We start from the raw sequence: 24,897 nt of genomic DNA, 5'->3' as shown, positions 1-24,897 counted from the left end.
GGGAAAAGGCTACCTGAAAGTTTCAGGTAGCCTTTTGTTTGGCTGAGGATGGCGATATGGCAATATTTCAGTTTTCTACAGAGAGGCCGGTATGCTTTTGCAGCAATTCGGTAAATCGGCGGCATTCTTCATCGTTGGCGAAGGCGCTGTGGGGGACGGCATATAAATAGATGGGGCCGATACGGATAACGAGGTGGCGGTGCAGGTTGGAGAGGCGGGTGATGGCGGGGTAGCGGATAAGGGTTTGGGTTTGGCCGTTTTCCGAAACGTGCAGCAGGCCGTCGGATTGGAGGGTGATGGTGTTGCGCCCTTCGATTAAAACGTTCATGGCTTCAAACAATTTGGAATAAATGCGGTCGATGCATTTGGGGCGCACAATCAGGGAATAGGTGGAAACGAGGAAGGCGTAGGCAATCATGGGCAGGCAGGCAGGCGGCGGCAAGGCTGGCAAACATGGGGTCGTCGGAAAGGCCGTAGGCTTCAAGCGATTGTTTCAGGCTGTAGCAGAACCAAGCCGTAACCGGGAAAAATGGCAGCAGGAGGATAAGGTCGCCCAATCCTACCAGGTTAGGAAGTTTGCTGGTTTTGACGATTTCTTTGGTAATCAGGGCGCAGACGGCTTTGTAGGAAGGGTCGTGTTGGTTGAAGAGGTAGCTGACTTGCATGGGGGACTCCGGGGATTAGATTGGCGGGATATGAGGCTCTTGGTTTTCAGGTAGCCTTCGAGACTACCTGAAAATATTTCGGCTAGTGGCTGCAGCCGCAGTTGTGGCCGTGTTCGTGCCCGTGGTGTTTATGCCCGGGCGCGGGCTGGTTCTCGCCGCCGTGTTCGTTTTGGAAGAATTGGTGCGCTTGGCGGGCGGCTTGGCTGCCGAGGTCTTCAATCATGAGGGAAACGTATTCGGGGAAGAGGTAGCGGCCGCTGAGTTTGGCGCGGGCGGCGTCGGTTTCGGGGTCGAGGCTGGGGATGGGGGTGGAGAGGTCGACTTGGCCGTCCCATTCGATGGTGAAGCGTTTGTCGGCAAAGCGGATGGGGGTGATCTCGGCTTCTTTGTGGCGGTGCATCAGGCACAGGGCACGGCGGCTGAATACGTCGTATAGCCAGGCGTCGCCTTGGTCGGTGTTGAACAGGAGGTAGGCGCTGGGGGTGGCGGTTTCAAAGCCGGTGGCGGTTACGTAGTCTTGGCCGGCACGAGTGTGCTCGACCACGGTGTGGCATTCTTCGGTGAGCGGGGTGCGGCCGAAGCGTTCGCCGGCCTGGTGGCAGATTTCGGCGTGGCGCCAGCTTTGGTATTTGGCCTCTTGGGCGGCGCGGTTGAGCAGCTCGGCGATTTTGCCGCCTTGTTTGTTTTGGCGTTTTTTAGCCTGCTGGCGGAGGTGTTCGAGGGTGTCGGCGGTGGTGTGGATGTATTTCATGCGGGGTCTCTTTTTAATTTGATGTGAGGCTACCTGAAAATGTTTCAGGTAGCCTTTCGGGTTTATTGGACTATGCCGGAGGCTTCGTTGGCGGCCGGGGTTGCGGAGGCGTCGGCGGGGTTTTTCAGCCAGGCGGCGGTGTCTTTGGCGAGGGTGTCGGTTACGCGTTCGAGCACGGAGCAGGAGCTTTTAAACATGCCGCCCATGCCGCCGAGGGAGCGGCGGGAGAGTTCGGTGGTGGCGGTTTGTTGGCCGTTTTCGTAGCGGGTGAGGCGGATGTGCATGGATTTGTAGTGGCCGGTGAAGGCGCTGCCGTAGCTGCGGGCGTCGGTAATCTGCACGTCGAGGCGGTTGGGCTGCCCGGCGAGGCTGTCGGCGCCGGTGGCCTGCAGTTCGATGCCGCCGGCTTTGGCTTGCTCGATGATTTTGCGGCTGAGGTTGGTGCCTAAATCGGTGCATTCTTGGCGGATGCGGTCGGCCACTTTGGCTTCGGGGGCGTAGGGGATGGTGTCGGCGATAAAGCTTTGGGCGTAGGTTTGGCCGGCGATGAGGAGGGCGGCGATGGCGGTGAGGCGGCGGAGCATGGGGTGTCCTTTCTGTGGTGGTTGATTTGGGAAGTGGGAAATTTTAACGGTTGGGTAGCAGGTTTGGAATGGGGAGGGGAAAGGCTACTTGAAATTTTCAGGTAGCCTTTCCACCCTAAATAATTGATAGCGAGTTACTGAGGAGTATTGAAATTTCTAATGACTTTATATGTAATGCTCTGATTGTTTGCATCAATAATCTCTATCAGAGCACCTTTATAACCAATAGTTTTTGATTCGGTTAGGTCGTATTCTACGTCATTTGAAAAATCTGAACGTGCCATATTGTGGATAAATTCTCTATATCCAATTTTAACTCGATTGCCAATTTTCCCACTATAAATGAGGGTTTGTTGAAAGCTCCTGTCAGAAGGGACAACAATCTGTTTGATTGATGGTGGGGTAGTTATTTCAGAAGTAGGGCAAGATACTAAATTTAAGATAGTTATCAGGCAAACATCTTTATTGGGTTTCAGTAGTATAGAGACCACAGGATCAGCTAGGGCACGTACAATAACTTGTTGTCCTTCTATACTGCTGATTAAAAAATTTTGTCCTGCAGAGCTATCCCCTGTTTTTCGGTAGTTACCTGGTGGAATAGAGTATGCAAAATTAATTCTTGTTGCGGTACTAAATGATAGTACATCTGCTTTCGTGATAATGCCCTGTCTTAGCATTTCATCGCCAATATTTACGGTATTTTGGCTACCAATTGGTGGCAAGCTAATATTTTCAACATTAGGGGTATAGTTATACGAGGGAGCAGCACAAGCGCATAGCATAAGGCTGGTGCAAATCAATAGCATATTATTTTTTAACATAAAATATCTCCTAAAATTCAATCTAGTGTCGCAAGCGTCCAGATGCGTCTGTTTCAGGGATGATTCAATTTTACGCATCAATATTTTGCGCAATCAGGGCGTTGGTTTCGATGAACTCACGGCGGGGTTCGACTTCGTCGCCCATGAGGGTAACGAATACTTTGTCGGCGGCAATGGCGTCTTCGATGCGCACTTTCAGGAGGCGGCGCACTTCCGGGTCCATGGTGGTTTCCCACAGCTGTTCGGCGTTCATCTCGCCCAGCCCTTTGTAGCGCTGGATGGCCATGCCTTTTTGCGCACCGGCGAGCAGGATGTCGATGGCCTGCTCGAAGCTGTTTACGGTTTGCGGCTCGGCTTCGCCTTTGTGGAGCAGGGCGCCGGGCTCAACCAGGCCTTGGAGCTGTTCGGCGGTGCGGCTGATGGTTTGGTAGGCTTTGCTGTCGATGAATTTCTGGTCGAGATAGGAAACCATCACGTTGCCGTGCAGCTGGCGGGTGATTTTGATGAAATGGCCGCCTTCGTGGCCGTCTAGGCGTTCCAGAGCCACTTCTTCTTTGGCCAGCAGGGGGGTGAGGGCGGCAATGGCGGCATCGGTGCTTTCGGCGCTTTCGAGCGAAATGGGGGCGGTGTCGAGCAGGGCGCGCAGCACGAGGCCGTCGATGATGCGGCTTTCCTGTTCGATGGTGCTGCGGGCGCGGAGGAACTGCTTGGCGGCGCGTTCCAGCTCGGCGCCTTCCAGCGTGCGGCCGCCGGAAACGATTTTGGCTTTGTCTACAGCGAGGCCGAGCAGGAATTCGTCTTTTTCCGTGTCGTCTTTCAGGTAGCGTTCCTGTTTGCCGTATTTGGCTTTATAAAGCGGGGGTTGGGCGATGTAGATGTAGCCGCGTTCCACCAGTTCGGGCATTTGGCGGTAGAAGAAGGTTAGGAGCAGGGTGCGGATATGCGCACCGTCCACGTCGGCATCGGTCATGATGATGATGCGGTGGTAGCGTAGTTTTTCCAGATTGAATTCTTCTTTGCCGATGGACGTGCCCAGCGCGGTAATCAGCGTGGCCACTTCTTGGCTGGCGAGCATTTTTTCGAAGCGGGCTTTTTCCACGTTGAGGATTTTGCCTTTCAGCGGCAGGATGGCTTGGAATTTACGGTCGCGGCCTTGTTTGGCCGAGCCGCCGGCGGAATCGCCCTCCACCAGATAAAGCTCGGATAATGCAGGATCTTTTTCCTGGCAGTCGGCCAGTTTGCCAGGCAGGCCGAGGCCGTCCATCACGCCTTTGCGGCGGGTGATTTCGCGCGCTTTGCGGGCGGCTTCGCGGGCGCGGGCGGCATCCACGATTTTGCTACAAATGATTTTGGCGTCTTGCGGGTTTTCTTCCAAGAATTCGTGCAGCGCCTGACTGAGCACTTCGTTCACCACGGGGGCGATTTCGCTGGAAACCAGTTTGTCTTTGGTCTGCGATGAGAATTTCGGGTCGGGCAGCTTCACGGACAGCACGCACACCAAGCCTTCGCGCATATCGTCGCCGCTGGTATCCACCTTGGCTTTCTTGGCGATTTCGTTGGCTTCGATGTATTGGTTGATGGTGCGCGTCATCGCGGCGCGCAGGGCGGTGAGGTGGGTGCCGCCGTCGCGCTGCGGGATGTTGTTGGTGAAGCATTGCACGGATTCTTGGTAGCTGTCGTTCCACTGCATGGCGCACTCTACGGTCATGCCGTCTTTTTCGCCGATGGTGTAGAAGATTTTTTCGTGCAGGGGCTTTTTGTTGCCGGTGGTGTAGCGGACGAAACCGGCCACGCCGCCGGATTCGGCGAAGTTTTCGTGTTTGCCGTCGCGTTTGTCGAACAGTTCGATTTTCACGCCGTTGTTTAAAAAGGACAGTTCGCGGATGCGTTTGGCCAGGGTTTCAAATTTATATTGCACCACGCCGAAGGTTTCTTCGCTGGCCATGAATTGCACGCGCGTACCGTGTTTGTCGGGCGGGCAGTCGGCCACGGCTTTGAGCGGGGCAACGGTTTCGCCGCGTTTGAATTCCACGAAGTGCTCTTTGCCTTCGCGCCAAATGGTGAGTTTCAGCCAGTCGGACAGCGCATTCACCACGCTCACGCCCACGCCGTGCAGACCGCCGGAGACTTTATAGCTGTTGTTGTCGAATTTGCCGCCCGCGTGCAGGATGGTCATGATGACTTCGGCGGCGGAGCGGCCTTCTTTGGGGTGGATGCCGGTGGGGATGCCGCGCCCGTTGTCTTCGATGGTGATGGATTCGTCGGCGTTGATGCACACGGTGATGTTGTCGCAATGGCCGGCCAGCGCTTCGTCAATGGCGTTATCCAGCACTTCGAACACCATGTGGTGCAGGCCGGAGCCGTCCTGTGTGTCGCCGATGTACATGCCGGGGCGTTTGCGCACGGCCTCCAATCCTTCGAGGACTTGGATGCTGTCTGCGCCGTATTCTTGTTGGGTGGATTCTGTCATGGTTGTTTTGCTGTGATGAGAATGAGTTGAGGCTACCTGAAAACGTGGTTTCAACGAAATTGCAACGGGTTATCCGTTTATCTTTGCCCAAGGTTGCCCTTGATACAGGATGCAGTTTTGATCTTTCATGGCGATGGCGTTCAGATGCAGCAGGCAGTCGTATAGGCATTTGGCTTCGACTTGCGTTAAGCCGTCTGCCAGTTCTTCGCGTACGTCGATACAAACGGGGGTAGAGAGCAGGCGCCTCGCCCATTTGCTTGGCGGAGTGTAGATTTTTTTGTCGGCAGCTTGTTTTAGGGCTGCCTGTAAGTCGTTCACAAGCTGCTGAAAAGATGCAACGATGATACGGCTGTTGCTGAATGTGCCGCGATGTTCCACCACGATGCCGTTGTGGCGAATAGAGATGCGGTTGAAACGGATTTCTACGGTAATCATTAGGGTGTGTGCTAAAACGGAGGGCTTCAGGCTACCTGAAACCTAACGCGCGATTATAACACATCTGCCCAGGCCGTTTTTGCCTGAAAAAGAACAGGCTTCCGTTTAGGAAGCCCGGTTTTCATTTGATTGAAGCAGATAATTTCAGGCAGCCTGTTCTGCCTTTTCGCGGCGCATGGTTTGGATGCCGTGATACAGCATCACGATGATGCTCGCCCAAATCAAACTGTGGCTCACCATGGCCACCCAATCTAAATGTTCGCCCAGCACAAACACCGAAAGCAGAAACAGCAGCGCCGGCTCCAGATAGCTCAGCATACCGAACAGCACCACCGGTAAAAGCTCGTTGGCCGTGAGGTTAACCTGCATCGATACCGCGCCGTTGAGCCCCAAGAGCACGGCAAACAACAGCAGAATCGGTTTGGCCTCGATCATGGCCGGGCTGGGCGAATACATCACCAGATACCCAACCACAAAAGGCAGCGCCAAAATCAAATCCAGCAAGAGCCCGAGCAGCGGCGGTACGCCCTGCCAGCGGCGCATGATGTAATAAATCGGGAAGGTGGCGAACACGGCAATGGTTACCCAGGAAAACGTGCCGCTGTTCCAGATTTCCAGCGCCACCGCCGCCGAAGCCAGCAGCACGGCAACCAGCTGCAGCCGATCGAGCCGCTCGCGGAACACCATCACCCCGCCCAACATCATCGCAAGCGGAAACAGGAAGTAGCCCATCGATACATCCACGCCCTTGCCGTTTACCGGCGCCCACATATAAAGCCAAATCTGCCCGATCATAATCGGCGCGGGCAGCAGCACCAGCGCCCAGCGGCGCACATTGCCGCCGATTTCGTGCAGGAATTTGGCCGCATCGTGTTTGGCCGACGTGAGCAGCATCATGGAGAGCGCACAGGCAAACGTGCCCACAATGCGCCAGGCAAACACATCCGTGCCGCTCATCGGCCGCATCCACGGGCCGAACATAAACAGCGAGCCGAACAGAATATTGGAGACCACGGCCGCAATAATCCCCTTGGCCATTTTCGACATATACAGCCTTTCGGAATTAAAGATAGTTAACATTATAAACGTCTTCTCGCCGCTTGGCACGTTTTGGCAGCATTTGCCCAAATGGCCGTAAGAGAAAGAAAAATATGGCAATGACTGGTCTGTCTGTGCTGTGGATAAAGGCTACCTGAAAAATTCCGGCAATGGTTTGTGTGAAGTTGGGTTAATCAAGATGAAAAAGATTTGAGTTGAGTGATTAAGACGATTTTTCAGGTAGCCTCTTGCGCACTCAAAGGCTACCTGAAAAATATCGCGGCGCTTCAGGTAGCCTCTCTTGTTGATTAAACATTGTCCAGTTTGTCTTTCTCTTGTACTCTGCTGCCTCCCTGCAATCTTGTTTAAGGAAGTTGAGATGTCTGTTTATGCTAAAGTCCTTCTACCGCTGCTGCTGGCAGCCTTGTGTGCCTGCCGTGTGGATGTAGGCCGCCATGATGGCGAGGCTGCCAGCCAGGCCGCTGCCGCTGCCGCTGCGCCTGTTTTGCAAAGCGTGGAAGTGGGCAAAACCACGGTGGATCAGATACGGGCGTTGTATTCCGATGCGGTGAAGATGGAGGATGGCGAGATCATTTTCGGCAACCGGAGGCTCGGCAGCGAATCCGGTGCGGTGGAAGTGTATCAGAGCAATGTTCAGAACGGCTTTCCGTTGCGCATATTTGCGTTCGACGGCGAGAGCAAGCTGCTGCAAATGATGATTTTGGCGCGCACGGATAATGAAGTGGCAACCTTGGTGAAAGATTTGGAAGCTGCCGGGTTTGCACCCTATCCGCACCTGAGCGCGGAGGAATTTGCCATGCTCAACAGCGGCATGTTTATTACGGCCGAAGAGCGGGAAAAGTTTTTGGCCGAAAACGGTATACAGCAGTTTAAGCGCGGTAGCCTGCTGGCTTTTGCGATGACTAAGAGTGTCAACAACGGCAAGGCCGGAATCGTTATCATGAACCTCGCCTACGAGCCGGAACACCGCGCCAAATGGCAGCGGCAGGAGGCCGCCAAACAGCAGGCGGGGCAGCAATAGCCTGCCGCGATTGGGTTTCATGCAAACTCTTTATGGTGAATTCAATTTAAACCAGTACAGCGTTGCCTCGCCTTGCCTTATTATCTGTACTGTCTGCGGCTCGCAGGCTTGTCCTGATTTTTGTTAATCCACTATTTGCGTGTTCAGGTAGCCTTCTTGTGTGAAAGGGGCTACCTGAAAAACAGTGGGGCGGCATTTGTGCTGAGTTGCGCGGGGGCGGCCTGAAAATCGGTTTTCAGGTAGCCTAAACCGTGCAAACGGTCTAAACTTCCCGCTTTGTTTATTTCCAACCCGAATTTTCATGCCCGAATTGCCCGAAGTTGAAACCACCCGCCGCGGCATCCAGCCCTATATGCAGGGCAAAACCGTGGCCGGGGTGGTGGTGCGCCAGCCGAAATTGCGCTGGCCGGTGCCGCCGGATTTGGCGCGGCAGCTGGTCGGCAGCCGCATCGTGCATATCCGCCGCCGCGCCAAGTATTTGCTGTTTGAATTTGCCCACGGTGTGATGCTGCTGCATTTGGGCATGTCCGGCAGCCTGCGCGTGTATCCCGACGGCAGCGCGCCGCCGCCGGAAAAGCACGACCACCTCGACATCATTACCGACGACCAAACCGTGCTGCGCCTGCGCGACCCGCGCCGCTTCGGCGCGGTGCTGTGGTTTGCCGGGCCGGCGGAGCAGCACCCGCTGTTGCAGCATCTGGGCCCCGAGCCGCTGCAGGACGAATTTACCGCAGGCTACCTGAAAACCGCGTTCTCGCGCCGCAAAAGCGCCGTCAAAACTGCGCTGATGGATAACAAAATCGTGGTGGGCGTGGGCAATATTTATGCCAACGAGGCGCTGTTTGCCGCCGGCATCCTGCCCACCCGCCGCGCTGACCGCGTATCCGCCGAAGAGTGCCGCCGCCTAGTGGCGGAAATCCGCAGCGTGTTGCAGCGTGCCTTGAAGGCAGGCGGCAGCAGCCTGCGCGATTTTCTACACAGCGACGGGCAAAGCGGCTATTTCCAGCAGCAATATCAGGTATATGGCCGCGAGGGCGAACCCTGCCGCCAGTGCGGCACGCCGATTGCGCGGCAGACCATCGGCCAGCGCAGCAGTTTCTACTGCCCGCAATGCCAGCGTTGAGACCGTTTCCGGCAGCCTTTGGTTTTTCAGGTAGCCTTTATAAGATCCGACCAATAAACGAAACAAACACATGAACACACCATCCACCTCCGTCTTCACCCGCCTCTTCCGCATCCTGCACCTGCTGTTTTGGTTTTTCCTCACCGCCTATCGCCTGTTCCGCCTGCGCGAATACAACCGGCACAGCAAAGACGTGATGCAGAGCTTGGCGCGCAGTATGTTGAAAGTATTGCACATCCGTATCGAAGCCAATCCGAACAACCCGCCTTTCCCGCCCGTGTTCCTCGGCGCGGCGAACCACGTTTCCTGGCTCGACCCGATGATTCTGATGGCCATGTATCCCACCGTATTCATCGCCAAGCGCGAAATCCGCTCCTGGCCGGTGGTGGGCGCGGTGGTGGCGCGTACCGGCGCGGTGTTCATCAACCGCAACAGCCGCAGCGACGTAGCGCCGGTAAACGAGGCCATCGTGCGCTCGCTCACGGCCGGGCACAGCGTGTCGTTCTTTCCCGAAGCCAAAGCCTCGGACGGCGTGGCGCTGCTGCCGTTTAAAGCCGCGCTGTTCCAATCCGCGCTAGACAGCGGCCTGCCAGCCGTGGCCGTGGCGCTGCGCTATTGCGACCTCGCCGGCCGCCGCACCACCGCTCCCGCTTATGCCGGCAATACCAGCCTCCTCACCGCGCTGTGGCGCATCGTCTCCATGCCCGAAATCATCGTCCGCGCCGACTGCTCCGAGCCGTTCACCCTGAATGCCGAAGAAGCTGCCGATGACTCTGCCCGCTTTTTGCTCAAAGATAAGGCGGAAGCTTTTGTTGGCGCGATCGTGAACGGAGAGGATAAGGGCTGATTGCTGCTTACTGTTACAAGAATGAAAAAAGGCTACCTGAAAAGTTTCAGGTAGCCTTTTTAGGCAGCTGAAAAGCACATGTGTACAAAATGTACGTTCTAACTATACGGGCTGCGCCGGCCAATATGGCTGCTTTATGCTTGATTCGCCAGTTCGATAATTTTCTGGAAGGTTCTGCCGTTGCGTATTGTCAGGCTTTTGTAGAAGGCAGACCCTATCAGTTTTTTATGGTAGTTCGAGCGCAGGTAGTCGGCTTGGTTGTGATTGCTGTAAAAGAAGGAGGTTTCGCCAAAATGCAAATGCTCTTTTTCATCTACCCACGAAAGTGTTTCGGCTTTGATTTGCTCTCGGTCTGCTTCCGGCAGATAAAAGAGAGCATTGCGCCGATAGGAGGTTTCATCTTGCCACCAGTCCGGCAGTTTGTCTGCTTCTTGTTGCAAAATATCGGCGCGGATTAGGGCAAAAGGCAGAGGAAAGTCGTAGGTGTTGTTGAAATGGGCGGTTAGCAGTTCTCTAATTTTCTGTTCCGGCGCTTGGCTGTTGAAGAAAAGATTGCCGCTGTTGATATAGGAAACGGGGTGTTCAAAACCCATTTCGGCTAAGCTGTAGAAACCAGTAGCGTTGTTTACAGTATTTCAGGAGAATACCGACATGAACATGTACAAAAACACCAGCCCGCTGCTACCAAGTCAGCCGCGTCACCATCTACCGTGCACTTAAAGCTGCAAGGGGCAGACTGCTCAAACCCCAAACCAGTACCAACAACCGTTTCAAACAAGAAAAGTATGGAATGAAACGTTTGGCCAAGGTAGAACGTAGTATTCAAGAAAAACTGAAAACGCAGGCAAACGCTACAACAAATCCTATCCCGGCGAAATGGTGCACGTCGATACCAAACGGCTGCCACTACTCAAAGGGCAGGAAACCACCGATAAGCGGGATTATCTGTTTGTCGCCATCGACGATTTCTCAAGAGAACTGCAGACCAACTGTAAAGCCGAGAGGGTAATCCGGACAATTATGGAAATGTGGCATGAAAAGCAGAGTTTCGACAGCTCGGAACACCGGCAAAAGGAGCTGTGCCGATTTGTGAACTTCTATAACACGGTGAAGCCGCACGGTAGTCTGGACGGCGATACGCCGTTCGAGGTGTTGCAGGCTTCATTCCCAACCTGTGGTGTAAACAACGTGGTTGATTTCTACAGCTTCGATGTTGCAAAACAGTTTCAGCAAAGATACCCAAATATTGATATTAAAATATTTGATAACTCTAGTCAGCTTATTATTCCTAAAAGATAGGACAGGACATGGAAGAACGTAGAAATTATATAGAGCTAAAGCAGGATTACATGTTAATCGCTTTTGATGCATGTGCTAGCAAATTCCATCTTGGCAAAGTAGATAAATGGGTGGATAACGAAACGGAATATGGTTATGTTGATTATAATTTTGAATGCTGCTTTAGATTGCCAATTGATCATTTAATGTGGTACGTTATTTCTATAATAGTACATGCAGGAAGAAATTATACATGTCACAAGATAAGGTTAAGAGAAATAAAGGAGATTCTAAGAAAGAATAATATTAACAATCTCATTTCTGATTTCGATGAGGAAGAGAGAGAGGAATTTATGAGAGATCTCAACCTGGTTTTACAAAACCAAAAGTTAGCGTAGCCTGCGTGCAGAGTGTGTGGTAACGCGACGATTTCCTACAGATAAGGCTACCTGAAAACCCTGTTTCAGGTAGCCTTTTTGTTCTCAAAGTTATGATATCAAACATTTCCCTCTGCCGATTTGGCCTTGCGCCGGCCAAAGTAGAGGAAGCCGATCAGGCCGCAGGCGATCATGGGGAGGCTGAGCCACTGGCCCATGGAAAAGTTTAAATAGAGCAGGCCGAGGAATTCGTCGGGCTCGCGGGCGAATTCGGCGATGAAGCGGGCGGTGCCGTAGCCGATCAGAAACAGGCTGGCCACCTGGCCGGTGGGGCGCGGTTTTTTGGAAAACCACCACAGCAGCACAAACAGCAAAATGCCTTCCAGGGCAAATTGGTAGAGCTGGGAGGGGTGGCGCGGCAGCATGCCGTATTGCTGGAAAATCGCGCCCCACAGCTGCGGCTGCTCGGCGGCCAGTTTTAAGTCTTCGCTGTGCGCGTGGGGAAAGCCCATGGCCCAGAAGGCGTCCGGCCGGGTGACGCGCCCCCAGAGCTCGCCGTTTACAAAGTTGCCGCCCAGGCGCACGGCGGCAAAGCCTAAGGGCGTGAGCGGGGCGATGGAATCGGCCAGCTTAACCGGGTTGATTTTGTGTTTGCGGGCAAACAGGAGGGTGGCGGTTACCACGCCGAGGAAGCCGCCGTGAAACGACATGCCGCCCTGCCATACTTTGAAAATTTCCAGCGGATTGGCCAAATAGTAGGCGTGCTGGTAAAACAGCACATAGCCCAGCCGTCCGCCCACAATCACGCCGATGATGCCCCAGGTGAGGAAGTCGTCTAGGGTTTGCGTGGTGAACACGCTGTTGCCTTGGCGGATGCGCCGCCGCCCGAGCCACATAAACAGGGCAAAGCCGACGAGATAGCTGACGGCATACCAGCGGATGGCGAGCGGGCCGAGCTGGAGCATAACGGGATTGAAAGCGGGATGGATCAACATAGGGAAAATGCGGCTGAAACAAAAGGGCGCATTATAACGCATCTGGCCATTGGCCGATAACGGGCAGAGGCGTAAAGAAAGCACGGTTTGGGTTGGGTTTTGCCGGGTTGTGTTGCGGTTTTGTTGGGAAGGATGGGTTTCAGGTAGCCTTGATGGGGGAAGGCTACCTGAAAGTTGAAGCGCGGCTTTAACTTGCGGCGGGGATTGGGTATGATAGCCCGCTTTGAAACCGCCAGCGGAGGCTGTGATGGCTGTATTGAAATTCACCAAAATGCACGGTTTGGGCAACGATTTTATGGTTATCGACGGCATCAGCCAGCATTTTGATCCGGCGACCGCGCCGATTGCCGAATGGGCAGACCGCCACCGGGGCATCGGTTTCGACCAGCTGTTGCTGGTGGAAGCGCCGCCGCTGCCCGAAGCCGAGTTCGGCTACCGCATTTTCAATGCAGACGGCAGCGAGGTGGAGCAGTGCGGCAACGGCGCGCGCTGTTTCGCCCGTTTTGTGCACGAAAAAGGCCTGAGCCGAAACCGCCGCATCAAGGTGGCTACGGCCAAAGGGCTGATTGTGTTGAATTTGCAGGGAAACGGCCTGGTTACGGTGGATATGGGCGAGCCGCGTTTGGCGGCAACGGATATTCCGTTTGCGCCCGCGCCGGGAGAGGCATCCGATGCCTTGTGGCACGAGATTGATTTGGATGGCGCAAGTGCGCGGTTTTCCTGTGTGAATATGGGCAATCCGCACGCCGTGCTGGTGGTGGACGATGTACGCCGTGCGCCGGTGGCTGAATGGAGTGCGCGCCTGGAGCGGCATCCGCAGTTTCCCGAGCGGGTGAACGTGGGCTTTATGCAGGTGCTGGATGCGCACCATATCCGGCTGCGCGTGTTTGAACGCGGCACGGGCGAAACCCAGGCCTGCGGCACGGGCGCGTGTGCGGCGGCGGTGGCCGGCATGCGGGCGGGGCTTTTGGCGCGGCAGGGCGCGGTGTGCGTGAGCCTGCCGGGCGGCGATTTGCAGATTGAGTGGGCGGCGGATAACCATGTGTTGATGTCAGGGCCGGCGGCCACGGTGTTTGAAGGAACGGTAACTTACTGATGAACGAAAAGAAAATATTGGCTTATTTGCAGGAGCACCCGGAATTTCTGTTGAACCATGCCGCCGATTTGGGCGTGCGCCCGGCCGAGGGGCGGGTGCAGTCGTTTGCGCAGGCGCAATGGCTGGCGCAGCAGAAAAAGGCGGCCAAAATGGCCGGGCAGTTGGCGCAAATCATGCAGGATGCCGACAGCAACCACCAAACGCTGAGCCGGATGCTCGGCTTTGTGCGCCGCCTGCTGGCGGCCAATACGCTGCTGCAGGTGCTGCGTGCGGCGGAGGCAGGCTGGCAGGAAGATTTCGCGCTGCCGTCCGGCCGGGTGTGGCTGTTGGCCGAGCCGCCGAAAAAAGGCGCGGTTTCCGGCAGCTACAGGCTACCTGAAAACCATGCCGCCCATGCTGCCTTGTCTGCCCTGAAAGAACCGCTGTGCAGCAACCGTATTGCGCCCGCATTGATGAAGGCGCTGCCGCAGGAGGGCAGGGGGCTGGAGAGCTTTCTACTGCTGCCCTGGCGCGTGAACGGGCAAACCGTGGCGGCGATGGTGGCGGGCGATGCCGATGAAACGCGCTTTACGCCGGATTTGCCGCTGGATTGGATGCGCGAGTTGGCTGCCTGCGCGGCGGCGGCGCTGGCCAGAGCCGGCGGGTGGCAATGATGGCCTGGCAGAGCCCGACTTTGTGGGCGCTATCGGTGTATATCGCCGTGTTTCTGACTTTGGCGTTCCAGCGGCAGCAGTTTTCCTGGCTGTGGGGCAGCGTGATGCTGTGGCTGGGCTTCGGCATCCTCAGCGCGCGGATTATGCCCGGCGTGCTGGGGATTACCCATGTGGCCAATCTCTATCCGGTGTACGGCTATTTTGCGCTGGGCAGCCTGTTTCTGTTTGCCAACGGCTGGCGCTACGATGCGCGGCAGATGGGCTGGCGGCTGGGCGGCGGCGGGGTGTTTCTGGCCTATTTTGCCGTGGCCGGCGCGGTGCAGCATATTACGTTTTTGTTTTTGCTCTTGCTGGCGGGCTGGCAGTATCCGCAAGGGATGTCTGCCCCGCTGCTTACCGGCCTTGTCACGCTGTATTTCCTCAAACCGCTGCTGTGGATCGCCGGGCAGGCGCTGCTGATGCTGCTGATGTGGTTGCACCGGCGTTATTTGAGCCGCGATGATGTGCTGCTGTTCAGCCCCTTGCAGCTTCAGGGCGTGTTGCTGATCAGTTTGCTTTTTCAGGTAGCCTGTTTGTTGGCTGGCGAAAAAATCCTGCTGATTGCCCTGCTGCGCGCGCTGTGGATGCTGTTTTATGGGTAGGGATAGGGCAAGATTTTGCCAAAGTGATTTAATTTGACGCGCTATGCGAAAAACAAAAACCAGGCTAAGTGATTGCTTAGTCTGGTTTTATTTTGGTGGGTCGTGAGCGGCTCGAACGCTCGACCTACGGATTAAGAGTCCGCTGCTCTACCAACTGAGCTAACGACCCATGTGACGTTGTGTATTGTAAAAATGCTCTAACAGACTGTCAAGCATGGTTGGCATGGTGAAAGAGGAAAGGCTACCTGAAAACTGATTTTCAGGTAGCCTTTTGACGCATAGACAGGCCTGCCTACACCACCAACCAAGCATTTTTATGCTGATATAGTGAATTAAATTTAAACCAGTACAGCGTTGTCTCGCCTTGCCGTAACGTGTGTACTGTCTGCGGCTCGCCGCCTTGTCCTGATTTAAATTTAATCCACTATACATCAAATAGTCGTCGATTTCCTCGTCTTCATATACCAGGCGGGATTCTTTGTCAGGATTGGGTGGAATACGTTCGTCTTGGCGCACGAATTCCAGCAAATGGGTTTGGCCGTCTTTTTGCAGTAAACGTAGGTGTCGGATACTTGGGCTATTTATGCCCAAATTTCAGATTCGAGAATTTGGCCTACAACTGCTGCCCGAAACTGAAAACCATGTGCGTTTCGCATATATTCTGCCCATGTGGGTTGCGCTTGTTTATAAAAGTAATTTACTGATTTCTAAATTTAATACAATAATGGATATGTAGAAAAATAAGGAATATACATATGGTATGAATGAACATTAATATACATGTAGAAATGATTAATGATAAACTCATTTCATTATTAGTATAATACAAAAAGATAAGTAATGATAAGATATATAACAGGTATATACTTTTTGTTCCAGATAATCCTCTCGTTCGGGTTTGTTCCCATTCTAATGGGAATAAATCATTAAAGAAGTTTCTTTTGCTTTGATTGTCTAGTTTTGAAAACTCTACAATAAAGATATAATATTGTAATATTGAAATGCCGATAGGTATAAGCAATATTAGGCTTTTATATATAAATAATGAGATAATTAATTTTCTATAAAAAGATATTAATATGGTAAAAATAGGAAATATTGCCATATAGGACTTGACTTGAATAGTAATGCATTTATCTAGATTATATCTATAAAATAACCCTGCTAGGTTAGCCATTTCCATTGCTCCTAAAATTTTATGCATCTTATTCAGTAAATAGCAAGCAAGCGTTAGATTCAAAAGCCCGACCGACGACTGCCGCGACTCGATACCGTGTATGTATAGCTAACATATTTTGAAATAGATACATTTGTAGGGTGGGCTTCAGCCCACCATTGTAAAGCATATAAGGATTGATGGGTGGAGACCCATCCTATCCGTGTATCAACTCTTTCGTATGCTGGGTATAGAAATCATTATAGTCAATTAAAAACAGAATAGTTCAATACTCAACTTTGAAGGCCTAATCATGGCATACTCTGCGGACTGAAGAAACAAAGCTTTAAACTATAGTAGATTAACAAAAATCAGGACAAGGTGGCGAGCCGCAGACAGTACACACGTTACGGCAAGGCGAGACAGCGCTGTACTGGTTCAAATTTAATTCACTATATATGCGCTTTCAGGCTACCTGAAAAAAGGTGGGCAACCAATGCCCACCTTTTTGCTGCGGATAGTTTAATTTCGTTGAGGCTGATGCTTTCAGGTAGCCTCAACCGGCTTAGGCGTAATCCCGCTCTTCGCCTTTGCCATCCACATTCCCGGCGCAGCGGACGCACAGGGTGGGGTGGGCGGCAACGCTGCCTACGCTGTCCACATAGTGCCAGCAGCGTTCGCATTTGGCCTCAGTGCTGGGGCGGACTTCGGCGGTGAGCTCGCCGCCTTTTTGCAGCTCGATTTTGGAAACGAGCATGGCGAAGCGCAGTTCGCTGCCGAGTGCTTTCAGGTAGCCGTATTGCGGTTCGGGCGCGGTGAGGACGACTTCGGCCTGCAAGGACGAGCCGACGGTTTTGTCGGCACGCAGCGGCTCGATGGCGGCGTTTACAACGGCGCGGGCTTCGCGGATGTGCGTCCATTTTTCCGTGAGTGCGGCTTCGCCGGCGGCGGGGATGGGCGGGAAGTCGTGCAGGGTGTGGTAGAGCACGCTGTCTTCTTCGCCGCCGCCGATGATGTCCCACGCTTCTTCGGCAGTGAAGCAGAGGATGGGCGACATCAAAAGCACGAGGCTGCGGGTGATGTGGTAGAGCGCGGTTTGCGCGCTGCGGCGGGCGTGGCCGTCTTTTTTGGTGGTGTAGAGACGGTCTTTCAGGATGTCCAGATAGAACGCACCGAGGTCTTCGGAGCAGAACTGTACGATGTCCTGCACGGCGAAGTGGAAGGCGTAGCGCGGGTAGTGGCTACCTGAAACTTTCTCCTGCAACTGGCGCGCCAGCACGAGGGCGTAGCGGTCGATTTCCACCATGTCGGCCTGCGGCACGGCGTCTTCAATCGGGTTGAAGTCTTTGAGGTTGGCAAACAGGAAGCTGAGCGTGTTGCGGATGCGGCGGTAGCTTTCGGTTACGCGTTTGAGGATTTCTTTGGAAATCGCCAGTTCGCCGCTGTAATCGGTGGCGGCGGCCCACAGGCGCAGGATGTCGGCGCCGAATTCGTTATACACCTCCTGCGGGGCGACCACGTTGCCGATGGATTTGGACATTTTGCGCCCGTTCTGATCGACCACGAAGCCGTGGGTGAGCAGTTGTTTGTAGGGCGCGCGGCCGAGGGTGGCGCAGCCGGTGAGCATGGAGGATTGGAACCAGCCGCGGTGCTGGTCGCTGCCTTCCAGATACAAATCGGCCGGCCAGGCGAGCTCGGGGCGCTGTTTCAGCACGGAGAAGTGGGTGCTGCCTGAATCGAACCACACGTCCATGGTGTCGGGCAGTTTGTCGTATTGCTCGCAGTCTTCGGGCGACAGCAGCTCGGCTTTATCCAGCTCAAACCAGGCGTTGATGCCTTTTTTCTCGATGAGCAGGGCGACTTTTTCCAACAACGCGGCGGAATCGGGGTGCAGCTCGCCGGTTTCTTTGTGGGCGAAGAAGGTCATCGGCGTGCCCCAGAAACGCTGGCGGCTCACCACCCAGTCGGGGCGGCCTTCAATCATGGCTTCCAGCCGCGCACGTCCCCAGGCGGGGAAGAATTCGGTGTCGTCCACGGCTTTCAGGGCTTTGTCGCGCAGGGTTTTGCCGTCTGTGCCGGCTTTGTCCATGCCGATAAACCATTGGCCGGTGGCGCGGTAAATCAGCGGGGTTTTGTGCCGCCAGCAGTGGGCGTAGCTGTGTTCGATTTTGCCGTGGGCGAGCAGGCGGCCGTTTTCTTGCAGCCAGTCGATAATCGGCTGGTTGGCTTCCCACACGGTCATGCCTGCCAAGCGCGGCACTTCGGCGATATAGCGGCCTTGCGCGTTCACGGGGTTGTAGAGCTCGATGCCGTATTGGTTGCAGACGAAATAGTCTTCCAAACCGTGCGCGGGGGCGGTGTGCACGAGACCGGTACCGGCTTCGGTAGTTACGTGGTCGCCGTTGATTACTGGGATATCTCGACCATCAATAAGCGGATGTTCAGCCAGTATATTTTCTAAATCGGCACCAGTACATTCGGCAAGTATAGGGCTACCTGAAAAACCATAGCGTTCCAGTGCGGCTTCGGCCAAATCTTTGGCCAGCACCAGTTTGCCGCGCGGCGTGTCGATCAGTTGGTACACGATGTCTGCGCCGGCAGAAACTGCCTGAGTAGCGGGCAGCGTCCACGGGGTGGTGGTCCAAATCACGGCAAACGCGTCGCCGGAGATTTCAGGCAGCCTGAAAGCCTTGGCCAGTGCGGCGTTGTCTTGAAAGCGGTAGGCCACGTCAATCGCGTGAGAGGTTTTGTCTTTGTATTCCACTTCGGCCTCGGCCAGCGACGAGCCGCAGTCCAAGCAGAATTGCACGGGCTTCGCGCCGCGATACAGGTAGCCTGCTTTGTAAATTTCGCCCAGCGTGCGCACGGTGTCGGCTTCGGTTTTATAGTCCATGGTCAGGTAGGGGTTTTCCCAATCGCCAATCACGCCCAGGCGGATAAAGTCTTTTTTCTGGCGCAGAATCTGCTCGGCGGCATATTGGCGGCACAGCTCGCGGAACTTGCTGGGCGGCATTTCCTTGCCGTGCAGTTTTTCCACCATCACTTCAATCGGCAGGCCGTGGCAGTCCCAGCCCGGCACATAGGGCGCGTCGAAGCCCGCCAGCGTTTTGCTGCGGATGATGATGTCTTTCAGGATTTTATTGACCGCATGACCGATGTGGATGTCGCCGTTGGCATAGGGCGGGCCGTCGTGCAGGATGAATTTGGGGCGGCCGGCGGCAATTTGGCGCAGCTTCTGATAACGTTTTTCGTCCTGCCACTGCTTCACCCACGCCGGTTCGCGCTTGGCCAGATTGCCGCGCATGGGGAAGGGGGATTCGTAGAGGTTTACGGTTTGGGAGTAGTCGGTCATGGTGGTCTCGGAGTGGTTTGAGTGCGGCTGTATGGCGGGCGGTTGCAGCTTGCCTGCCGTGCCGGAATGAGTAAAAAACAAGTTGCCGATTTTATAAGGATTTGGCACAAAAGGCTACCTGAAAGCGGGTTTCAGCCGAGTAATCCACCATAAAACGGGTAGCAATGTTTTCAGTCGGCCTCAGGCGGGAGGGGAGGCTACCTGAAAATAGGGGGCGGGGGATGAGTTGGTTTACTATGGCTGAAGCGCTTCATTTCATGCGGTGTTGGCTCGCCGCCCTGCCGTATGGCAAGTCAACCTAATTTGGCACGGCATGGGTTCGTCTTGCCGAATTTTTGTGTCGCCTGCAGCTCGCCGCCTTGCGCCGACTTTATTCCAAAATCCGTTCGGCTATTTTGCGATTAGATTTCAGGTAGCCTCAAATCGCCGATAACAAACCGCCCCAAGCATTTGTTCGGGGCGGTTGGTTTGTGGCCTGGGCAGGCTACCTGAAAACATAGATCAGCTGTGGTGGGTTTCCACTTGCTGCAGTTGCTGCGGTTCGGGCACGGCGGCCGGGGCGGCGGGGGCAACATCGGCGCGGCGCAGGCCTTTGGGCTGTTCGGGCTCGGGCTGAACGGCGGTGAGCGCGGCGGGATCGGTTTGCACCAATACTAGACCACCTAGGTCGGCGGCTGTGGGTTCGGCTGCGGTTTGTTGTTGCGGCGCGGGTTGTGCTACGGCTGCCGCTGCAGTTTCTACAGCTTGGGCTGCGGCAGCGATGGAATCATCAACAGGAGCAGCTTCCGGAGCGGCTTGGGTTTCGACGGATGAGGTTTCTACGGCCACGGTTTCCACCACAACGGCTTCTTCCCGCGCCGTTTCCGCAACGGCAGCCGGGTTGACGGCTTCGGCATCTTCCACGGCTTCGGCGGTGTTTTCTTCGGCAAACACGAAGGTGGGCGCATCGGCTTCATCGACCACTTCGGGGATGGTGATGACCAGCGGTTTGTCGATGTCGGTCTCATCAGGCTGCAGCATGGGGGCGGGTGCTTCGGTGTGCAGGCCCAATACCACGTCGGCAGCGGATTTCACCAGCTCGGCTTGCAGCGGAATATCCAGATATTGGATGATTTTCTGCGCAGAGGGGATGTTGCGCTGGCGGCCACGGCCTTTGCCGTTGCGTTGGCCGTTTTCTTGGCGGCGGTCGCGGCCGGAGCGGCGTTCGTTGCGTTCGCCGCGCTCATTGTTGCGCTCGCGATCGCCGTGTTCGCTGCCACGCTCTTGGTTTTCCGCAGGGCTGCCGGTTTCGTCAGCAAAGCGTTCGGGAATATCAACCGCTTGGCGAGCAGTCTGCAGCTTGTCGTTTTCGGCCGAGGCTACCTGAACATCGCTGTCTTTGCGTTGGCGGCGGCGTTGGCGCGGGTTGGATTGCTGCTCGGCAGCGGATTTTTCAGCCAGCTGTTGCGGGGCGCGGTTACCCAAGGTTTCGGCATCGTCGGCAGCTTGCTGGCGCGGCGGGCGGCTGTTGCCGTTTTGGTTTTGGCCGCGCTGCTGGCTGCGGTTGCGGCGGTTGCGGTTTTGCGGGGCTTTGCCGCGATTGCCGCCATTACGCCCATTGTTGGCTGCGGGGGCTTCGGCAGGTTTGGTTTCGCCGCCGCCGAACAATTTGGCAAACCAGGCGCCGATACCGGCCAGCAGGCCGGGTTCGGCAGGCTGTTGCACCACGGGGGCGGGGCTGCTGTGTTTGATGCCTTTTACCGCGGGCTCGGGTTTCACCGGCTTGGCTTGGCGGCCGATTTCCAAGGTTTGGCTGTCGTCTTCTTCGGGGATTTCGACTTGTTTGTAGCTGGGCTCGGCGTCGTCGTCCACGTCGTCGGGGCGCACGCGGGTGATGTTGTAGTGCGGGTTTTCCAGATGGGTGTTGGGAATCATCAGGATGGATACGTCCAACCGCTCTTCCAGGCCGAACAGCTCGGCGCGTTTTTCGTTGAGCAGGAAGGTGGCCACGTCCACCGGCACTTGGGCGTGCACTTCTTCGGTGTTGTCCTTCATCGCTTCTTCTTGGATGATGCGCAACACGTGCAGGGCGGTGGATTCGATGCCGCGAATCACGCCGGTGCCGGCGCAGCGTGGGCAGGCCACGTGGCTGCTTTCGCCCAGGGAGGGGCGCAGGCGTTGGCGGGAAAGCTCAAGCAGGCCGAAGCGGGAAAGTTTGCCCATCTGCACGCGGGCGCGGTCTTTCCGCAGCGCGTCGCGCAGGGTGTTTTCCACATCGCGCTGGTGCTTGGGGTTTTCCATGTCGATGAAGTCGATCACGATCAGGCCGCCCAAGTCGCGCAGGCGCATTTGGCGGGCCACTTCTTCGGCGGCTTCCATATTGGTTTGGAAGGCGGTTTCTTCGATGTCGGCGCCGCGGGTGGAGCGGGCGGAGTTCACGTCTACGGAAACCAGGGCTTCGGTGTGGTCGATCACGATGGCGCCGCCGGAAGGCAGGCTCACGGAGCGCGAGAAGGCGCTTTCGATTTGGTGCTCGATTTGGAAGCGGGAGAAGAGCGGGATGTGGTCGTCGTAGTATTTGAGCTTGCCCACGTTGTGCGGCATCACATAGCTCATGAATTCCTGCACTTGGTCGAACACTTCGCGGTTGTCGATGAGGATTTCGCCGATGTCGGAACGGTAGTGGTCGCGGATGGCGCGGATGAGCAGGGAGCTCTCCATGAAGAGGAGATAAGGGTCTTGATGGGCGTTGCCGGCTTCTTCGATGGCGCGCCACAGTTGCAATAGGTAGTTGAAATCCCATTGCAACTCTTCCACGCTGCGGCCGATGCCGGCGGTGCGGGCGATCAGACTCATGCCGGGCGGCACATCAAGCTCGCTCATGGCGGCTTTGAGCTCTTGGCGCTCTTCGCCTTCGATACGGCGGGAAATGCCTCCACCGCGCGGATTGTTCGGCATGAGCACGAGATAGCGGCCGGCCAGGCTGATGAAGGTAGTGAGCGCGGCACCTTTGTTACCGCGTTCGTCTTTTTCCACCTGCACGATGACCTGCATGCCTTCTTGCAATACGTCTTGGATGCGGGCGCGGCCGCCGTCGTAGTCTTGGAAGTAGGCGCGGGAAACTTCTTTGAAGGGGAGGAAGCCGTGGCGGTCGGTGCCGTAATCCACGAAGCAGGCCTCGAGCGAGGGCTCGATGCGGGTGATGATGCCTTTGTAGATATTGCCTTTGCGCTGTTCTTTGCCCAGCGTTTCAATGTCGAGATCGAGCAGGTTTTGCCCGTCGACAATCGCCACGCGCAGCTCTTCGGCCTGGGTGGCGTTAAATAACATACGTTTCATGATATTGCTAACCTTTTGTTTGGTTTGCAATTCCGAAGCGTGTAATCAGTTTGGCCGCTTTGCTGCCGTTGGGGAAGGCTACCTGAAAATAAAGATTCAACGAAGTGAAAACCGGCAGCCGTTATTGTGCAGGCCTGAAGCGCGGTGTGCGGCAAACCGCCGTGGCGGTTGGGCAGCCGGCATCGGGCGCGGGCAGAAAACGGTAAAGAAGGTAGTGAAAGAGCGGGGCGGGCATCGCTACCACGCCGGCCGCCGGACGGGCGGCCGATTTGGAATACCGCGGCAGGCCGGATGGCGGCCGCTTACGGCGGAGTATAGCGGATTGATTTTAAAGCAAAGCTGTGTTGGCTTGTTTTGCCGTACTGCTTGGGTTGCGGCTTGCCGCTTGGCTTTGGTTTAACTTAAATCCGTTATTAATTCGGTGTTGTGGTCTTCTTTAAGCCCGGCAGCGGGTGCGGCGGCACGCTGGTCGCGTCTTAGGCCGTTTGGGCTGCCGGAGCCGTAAACTCAATTACTATTTCAATCTGCCCGCCAAAATGCGCGGCAGGCAGAGAAAAGCCGTTCGGAATTGTCTTTTTACGATAAAATAAACAGTAAACAATCAACTTGCCAACCCGGCGGCACCCTTTGTTTTTCGCTTTGTTGAAGCTTGGCTTTCAGGTAGCCCGGGCACGGTGTCGGCAGGGAGGGGATTATAGAGAAAATGCCAGCAATTAGCAAAAATTCAGTCAATTATTTGAGCGTGGACGAAGCCGCCGCCGGGCAGCGTTTGGATAACTTCCTCATCCGCCTGCTCAAAGGCGTGCCCAAGAGCCATATCCACCGCATCATCCGGGGCGGCGAAGTGCGTGTGAACAAAAAGCGCGCCGCTGCCGACAGCCGCTTGGCCGCGGGCGACGAAGTGAGGATCCCGCCGATCCGGCTGGCGCAGAAAGCCGAGCCGGCCGAGGCTGCCGTGCCGCCGCGCGAGTTTGACATTGTGTTTGAAGACGAGCACCTTTTGGTGGTGGACAAACCTTCCGGCGTGGCCGTGCACGGCGGCAGCGGCGTGAGCTTCGGCGTGATCGAACAGCTGCGCCGCGCCCGGCCGCAGGCGCGTTATTTGGAATTGGTGCACCGGCTGGACAAAGATACCAGCGGATTATTGGTGGTGGCCAAAAAGCGCGGCGCATTGGTGAAGCTGCACGAAGCCTGGCGCAATGACAAGCCGAAAAAAGTATATTTGGCACTGGGCGTGGGTGTGTGGCCGCAGGATGTGCGGCAGGTAAAGCTGCCGCTGTTCAAATACACCGGCGCGGCAGGCGAGAAAATGGTGCGCGTGAGCGAAGAAGGGCAGAGCGCGCACACGCTGTTCCGCGTGCTGGAAAGCTTCGGAGGCGCGCCGCTGCATGGAGTGGGGCTTTCCGCCCTGAGCCTGATGGAAGCCACGCTGCGTACCGGCCGCACCCACCAAATCCGCGTGCACATGCAGTCGCAAAACTGCCCGATTGCCGGCGACGAACGCTACGGCGACTACACCGCCAACCGCCGCCTGAAAAAGCTCGGCCTCAAACGCATGTTCCTGCACGCCCACCGCTTGGAGCTCGAACACCCGGCAAGCGGCGAAACGCTGGTGCTCACCGCGCCGCTGCCGGAAGAGCTGCGTCAGATGCTGGAGGGCTTGCGGCAGGAGCAAGGGCTACCTGAAAAATCGGCGTGTTGATGGCGGGAGGTGAATGATGGAATACGAGTTGCGTATCAGTTTTTTCCGTTGCAGCCTATGGCTGTTGCCGGGAGCGGCGTTTTTTCTCGGGTTTGCGTTTTTGCTTCTGAGCTGGAGCGATTCGGCGGCACGCGATACTTTTGTTGATGTGCTTTGGGGGCTGTTTGCCGCAGTGGGCGGGCTGTTTGTGCTGGTGTGGCTGCGCTGCATCACGGGCTTTCGGCCGGTTGTGCTGACGCAGCAGGGCGTGGTGCTGCGTTCCGTATGGGGCAGGGAGCGGCTGGTGCGCTGGGCGGATATCGAGGATGTTCGGGAGCACACAATCCGTGCCAACGGCTGGAGCACGGATTTTGCAGCTTTGTGTTTGCGGGGAGACAGCCGGTATGCGCCGTATGATTGCCGCCATGCCGAGAGCAAGAAGCAGGTGTTGGTTCCATACAGCCACGTTATGCACGGCGGGCATCGGAATGTGCAGCAGCAGCTGCGAAGCGCCCTGAGCCTCTATGGATCGCAGCTTTAGCCGGTGTCGGTGTTCGGAAGGGGCTACCTGAAA

At 55.8% G+C, this 24,897-nt stretch carries 22 protein-coding genes, 1 tRNA gene and 1 pseudogene; 10 read left to right on the top strand and 14 right to left on the bottom strand.

Going from position 1 to position 24,897, the window contains the following annotated elements; genetic code table 11:
- Positions 1-67: 67 nt before the first annotated feature.
- The 8 genes from ELB75_RS10075 to rarD all read right to left on the bottom strand — a co-directional run bounded on the left by ELB75_RS10075 (position 68) and on the right by rarD (position 6,773).
- A complete protein-coding gene (locus ELB75_RS10075) occupies positions 68-418 on the bottom strand; it encodes a YcxB family protein (protein WP_164726877.1) in 351 nt (116 codons plus the stop codon).
- Positions 333-665, bottom strand: coding sequence for a G protein-coupled receptor family protein (locus ELB75_RS12540; RefSeq protein WP_164726875.1), 333 nt, complete (start codon positions 663-665; stop codon positions 333-335). The genes ELB75_RS10075 and ELB75_RS12540 overlap by 86 nt, the downstream gene beginning before the upstream one ends.
- 82 nt (positions 666-747) lie before the next feature.
- The gene (locus ELB75_RS10070; protein ID WP_126983795.1) at positions 748-1,416 is read right to left on the bottom strand and encodes a hypothetical protein; all 669 of its coding nucleotides are present in this window, start codon (positions 1,414-1,416) and stop codon (positions 748-750) included.
- A 62-nt stretch (positions 1,417-1,478) separates the two neighbouring features.
- Positions 1,479-2,000: a hypothetical protein gene (locus tag ELB75_RS10065; RefSeq protein ID WP_126983794.1), complete on the bottom strand. Its 522-nt coding sequence runs from the start codon at positions 1,998-2,000 to the stop codon at positions 1,479-1,481.
- Between the two features lie 134 nt (positions 2,001-2,134).
- Entirely contained in the window at positions 2,135-2,821 is a 687-nt protein-coding gene (locus ELB75_RS10060) for a hypothetical protein (protein WP_241236070.1), read from the bottom strand.
- Between the two features lie 70 nt (positions 2,822-2,891).
- Complete coding sequence (gene gyrB, locus ELB75_RS10055) at positions 2,892-5,291, bottom strand: DNA topoisomerase (ATP-hydrolyzing) subunit B (RefSeq protein WP_126983793.1); 2,400 nt, start codon at positions 5,289-5,291, stop codon at positions 2,892-2,894.
- Between the two features lie 69 nt (positions 5,292-5,360).
- On the bottom strand, positions 5,361-5,726 hold the full coding sequence (locus ELB75_RS10050; protein WP_126983792.1) for a hypothetical protein: 366 nt from the start codon (positions 5,724-5,726) through the stop codon (positions 5,361-5,363).
- A gap of 144 nt (positions 5,727-5,870) precedes the next feature.
- Positions 5,871-6,773 (bottom strand): EamA family transporter RarD, encoded by a 903-nt coding sequence (rarD, locus tag ELB75_RS10045; protein WP_164726873.1) that lies wholly within the window; start codon positions 6,771-6,773, stop codon positions 5,871-5,873.
- A 370-nt stretch (positions 6,774-7,143) separates the two neighbouring features.
- Between rarD and ELB75_RS10040 the strand changes: the two genes are divergently transcribed.
- The 3 genes from ELB75_RS10040 to ELB75_RS10030 all read left to right on the top strand — a co-directional run bounded on the left by ELB75_RS10040 (position 7,144) and on the right by ELB75_RS10030 (position 9,776).
- Positions 7,144-7,806, top strand: a complete 663-nt coding sequence (locus tag ELB75_RS10040) for a hypothetical protein (protein ID WP_126983790.1) — start codon at positions 7,144-7,146, stop codon at positions 7,804-7,806.
- A 301-nt stretch (positions 7,807-8,107) separates the two neighbouring features.
- A complete protein-coding gene (gene mutM, locus ELB75_RS10035; RefSeq protein WP_126983789.1) occupies positions 8,108-8,929 on the top strand; it encodes a bifunctional DNA-formamidopyrimidine glycosylase/DNA-(apurinic or apyrimidinic site) lyase in 822 nt (273 codons plus the stop codon).
- A 70-nt stretch (positions 8,930-8,999) separates the two neighbouring features.
- Positions 9,000-9,776: a 1-acyl-sn-glycerol-3-phosphate acyltransferase gene (locus ELB75_RS10030; RefSeq protein ID WP_126983788.1), complete on the top strand. Its 777-nt coding sequence runs from the start codon at positions 9,000-9,002 to the stop codon at positions 9,774-9,776.
- 134 nt (positions 9,777-9,910) lie between these two features.
- Here the strand turns inward: ELB75_RS10030 and ELB75_RS10025 are convergent, their stop codons facing one another.
- Entirely contained in the window at positions 9,911-10,369 is a 459-nt protein-coding gene (locus ELB75_RS10025) for a DUF1697 domain-containing protein (protein ID WP_241236069.1), read from the bottom strand.
- A gap of 80 nt (positions 10,370-10,449) precedes the next feature.
- On the opposite strand from ELB75_RS10025, the pseudogene ELB75_RS13140 reads away from it, so the two are divergent.
- Positions 10,450-10,979, top strand: a pseudogene (locus ELB75_RS13140) (integrase core domain-containing protein); the annotation flags it as partial.
- 104 nt (positions 10,980-11,083) lie between these two features.
- A complete protein-coding gene (locus tag ELB75_RS10015; protein WP_126983787.1) occupies positions 11,084-11,452 on the top strand; it encodes a hypothetical protein in 369 nt (122 codons plus the stop codon).
- Between the two features lie 98 nt (positions 11,453-11,550).
- Here ELB75_RS10015 and lgt read toward each other — a convergent pair whose 3' ends face one another.
- Complete coding sequence (gene lgt / locus ELB75_RS10010) at positions 11,551-12,426, bottom strand: prolipoprotein diacylglyceryl transferase (RefSeq protein WP_126983786.1); 876 nt, start codon at positions 12,424-12,426, stop codon at positions 11,551-11,553.
- A gap of 247 nt (positions 12,427-12,673) precedes the next feature.
- Between lgt and dapF the strand changes: the two genes are divergently transcribed.
- From dapF to ELB75_RS09995, 3 genes are read left to right on the top strand one after another with little or no spacing between them, the layout of a single operon-like run.
- Entirely contained in the window at positions 12,674-13,522 is an 849-nt protein-coding gene (dapF, locus tag ELB75_RS10005; RefSeq protein WP_126983785.1) for a diaminopimelate epimerase, read from the top strand.
- A complete protein-coding gene (locus ELB75_RS10000; protein WP_126983784.1) occupies positions 13,522-14,175 on the top strand; it encodes a DUF484 family protein in 654 nt (217 codons plus the stop codon). The genes dapF and ELB75_RS10000 overlap by 1 nt, the downstream gene beginning before the upstream one ends.
- Positions 14,172-14,816: a hypothetical protein gene (locus ELB75_RS09995; protein ID WP_126983783.1), complete on the top strand. Its 645-nt coding sequence runs from the start codon at positions 14,172-14,174 to the stop codon at positions 14,814-14,816. Before ELB75_RS10000 ends, ELB75_RS09995 begins: the two co-directional genes overlap by 4 nt.
- Before the next feature lie 93 nt (positions 14,817-14,909).
- On the opposite strand, the gene ELB75_RS09990 is transcribed toward ELB75_RS09995, so the two are convergent.
- From ELB75_RS09990 to ELB75_RS09975, 4 genes are all read right to left on the bottom strand, one after another.
- Positions 14,910-14,985 (bottom strand) — tRNA-Lys (locus ELB75_RS09990).
- A complete protein-coding gene (locus tag ELB75_RS12910; RefSeq protein ID WP_241236067.1) occupies positions 14,976-15,332 on the bottom strand; it encodes a hypothetical protein in 357 nt (118 codons plus the stop codon). The genes ELB75_RS09990 and ELB75_RS12910 overlap by 10 nt, the downstream gene beginning before the upstream one ends.
- A gap of 1,205 nt (positions 15,333-16,537) precedes the next feature.
- The gene (gene ileS, locus ELB75_RS09980; RefSeq protein WP_126984283.1) at positions 16,538-19,324 is read right to left on the bottom strand and encodes an isoleucine--tRNA ligase; all 2,787 of its coding nucleotides are present in this window, start codon (positions 19,322-19,324) and stop codon (positions 16,538-16,540) included.
- A gap of 501 nt (positions 19,325-19,825) precedes the next feature.
- Positions 19,826-22,642: an Rne/Rng family ribonuclease gene (locus ELB75_RS09975; RefSeq protein WP_126983782.1), complete on the bottom strand. Its 2,817-nt coding sequence runs from the start codon at positions 22,640-22,642 to the stop codon at positions 19,826-19,828.
- A gap of 703 nt (positions 22,643-23,345) precedes the next feature.
- On the opposite strand from ELB75_RS09975, the gene ELB75_RS09970 reads away from it, so the two are divergent.
- Both ELB75_RS09970 and ELB75_RS09965 read left to right on the top strand, forming a co-directional pair.
- Positions 23,346-24,344: an RluA family pseudouridine synthase gene (locus ELB75_RS09970; RefSeq protein ID WP_126983781.1), complete on the top strand. Its 999-nt coding sequence runs from the start codon at positions 23,346-23,348 to the stop codon at positions 24,342-24,344.
- A gap of 13 nt (positions 24,345-24,357) precedes the next feature.
- The gene (locus ELB75_RS09965) at positions 24,358-24,864 is read left to right on the top strand and encodes a hypothetical protein (protein WP_126983780.1); all 507 of its coding nucleotides are present in this window, start codon (positions 24,358-24,360) and stop codon (positions 24,862-24,864) included.
- Positions 24,865-24,897 lie beyond the last annotated feature (33 nt).

The sequence above is a fragment of the Eikenella corrodens genome (assembly GCF_003990355.1).
Taxonomy (GTDB): Bacteria; Pseudomonadota; Gammaproteobacteria; order Burkholderiales; family Neisseriaceae; genus Eikenella; species Eikenella corrodens_B.
The sequence above is the reverse complement of the archived record's forward strand: the minus strand, read 5'-3'. Positions and strand labels throughout refer to the sequence as shown.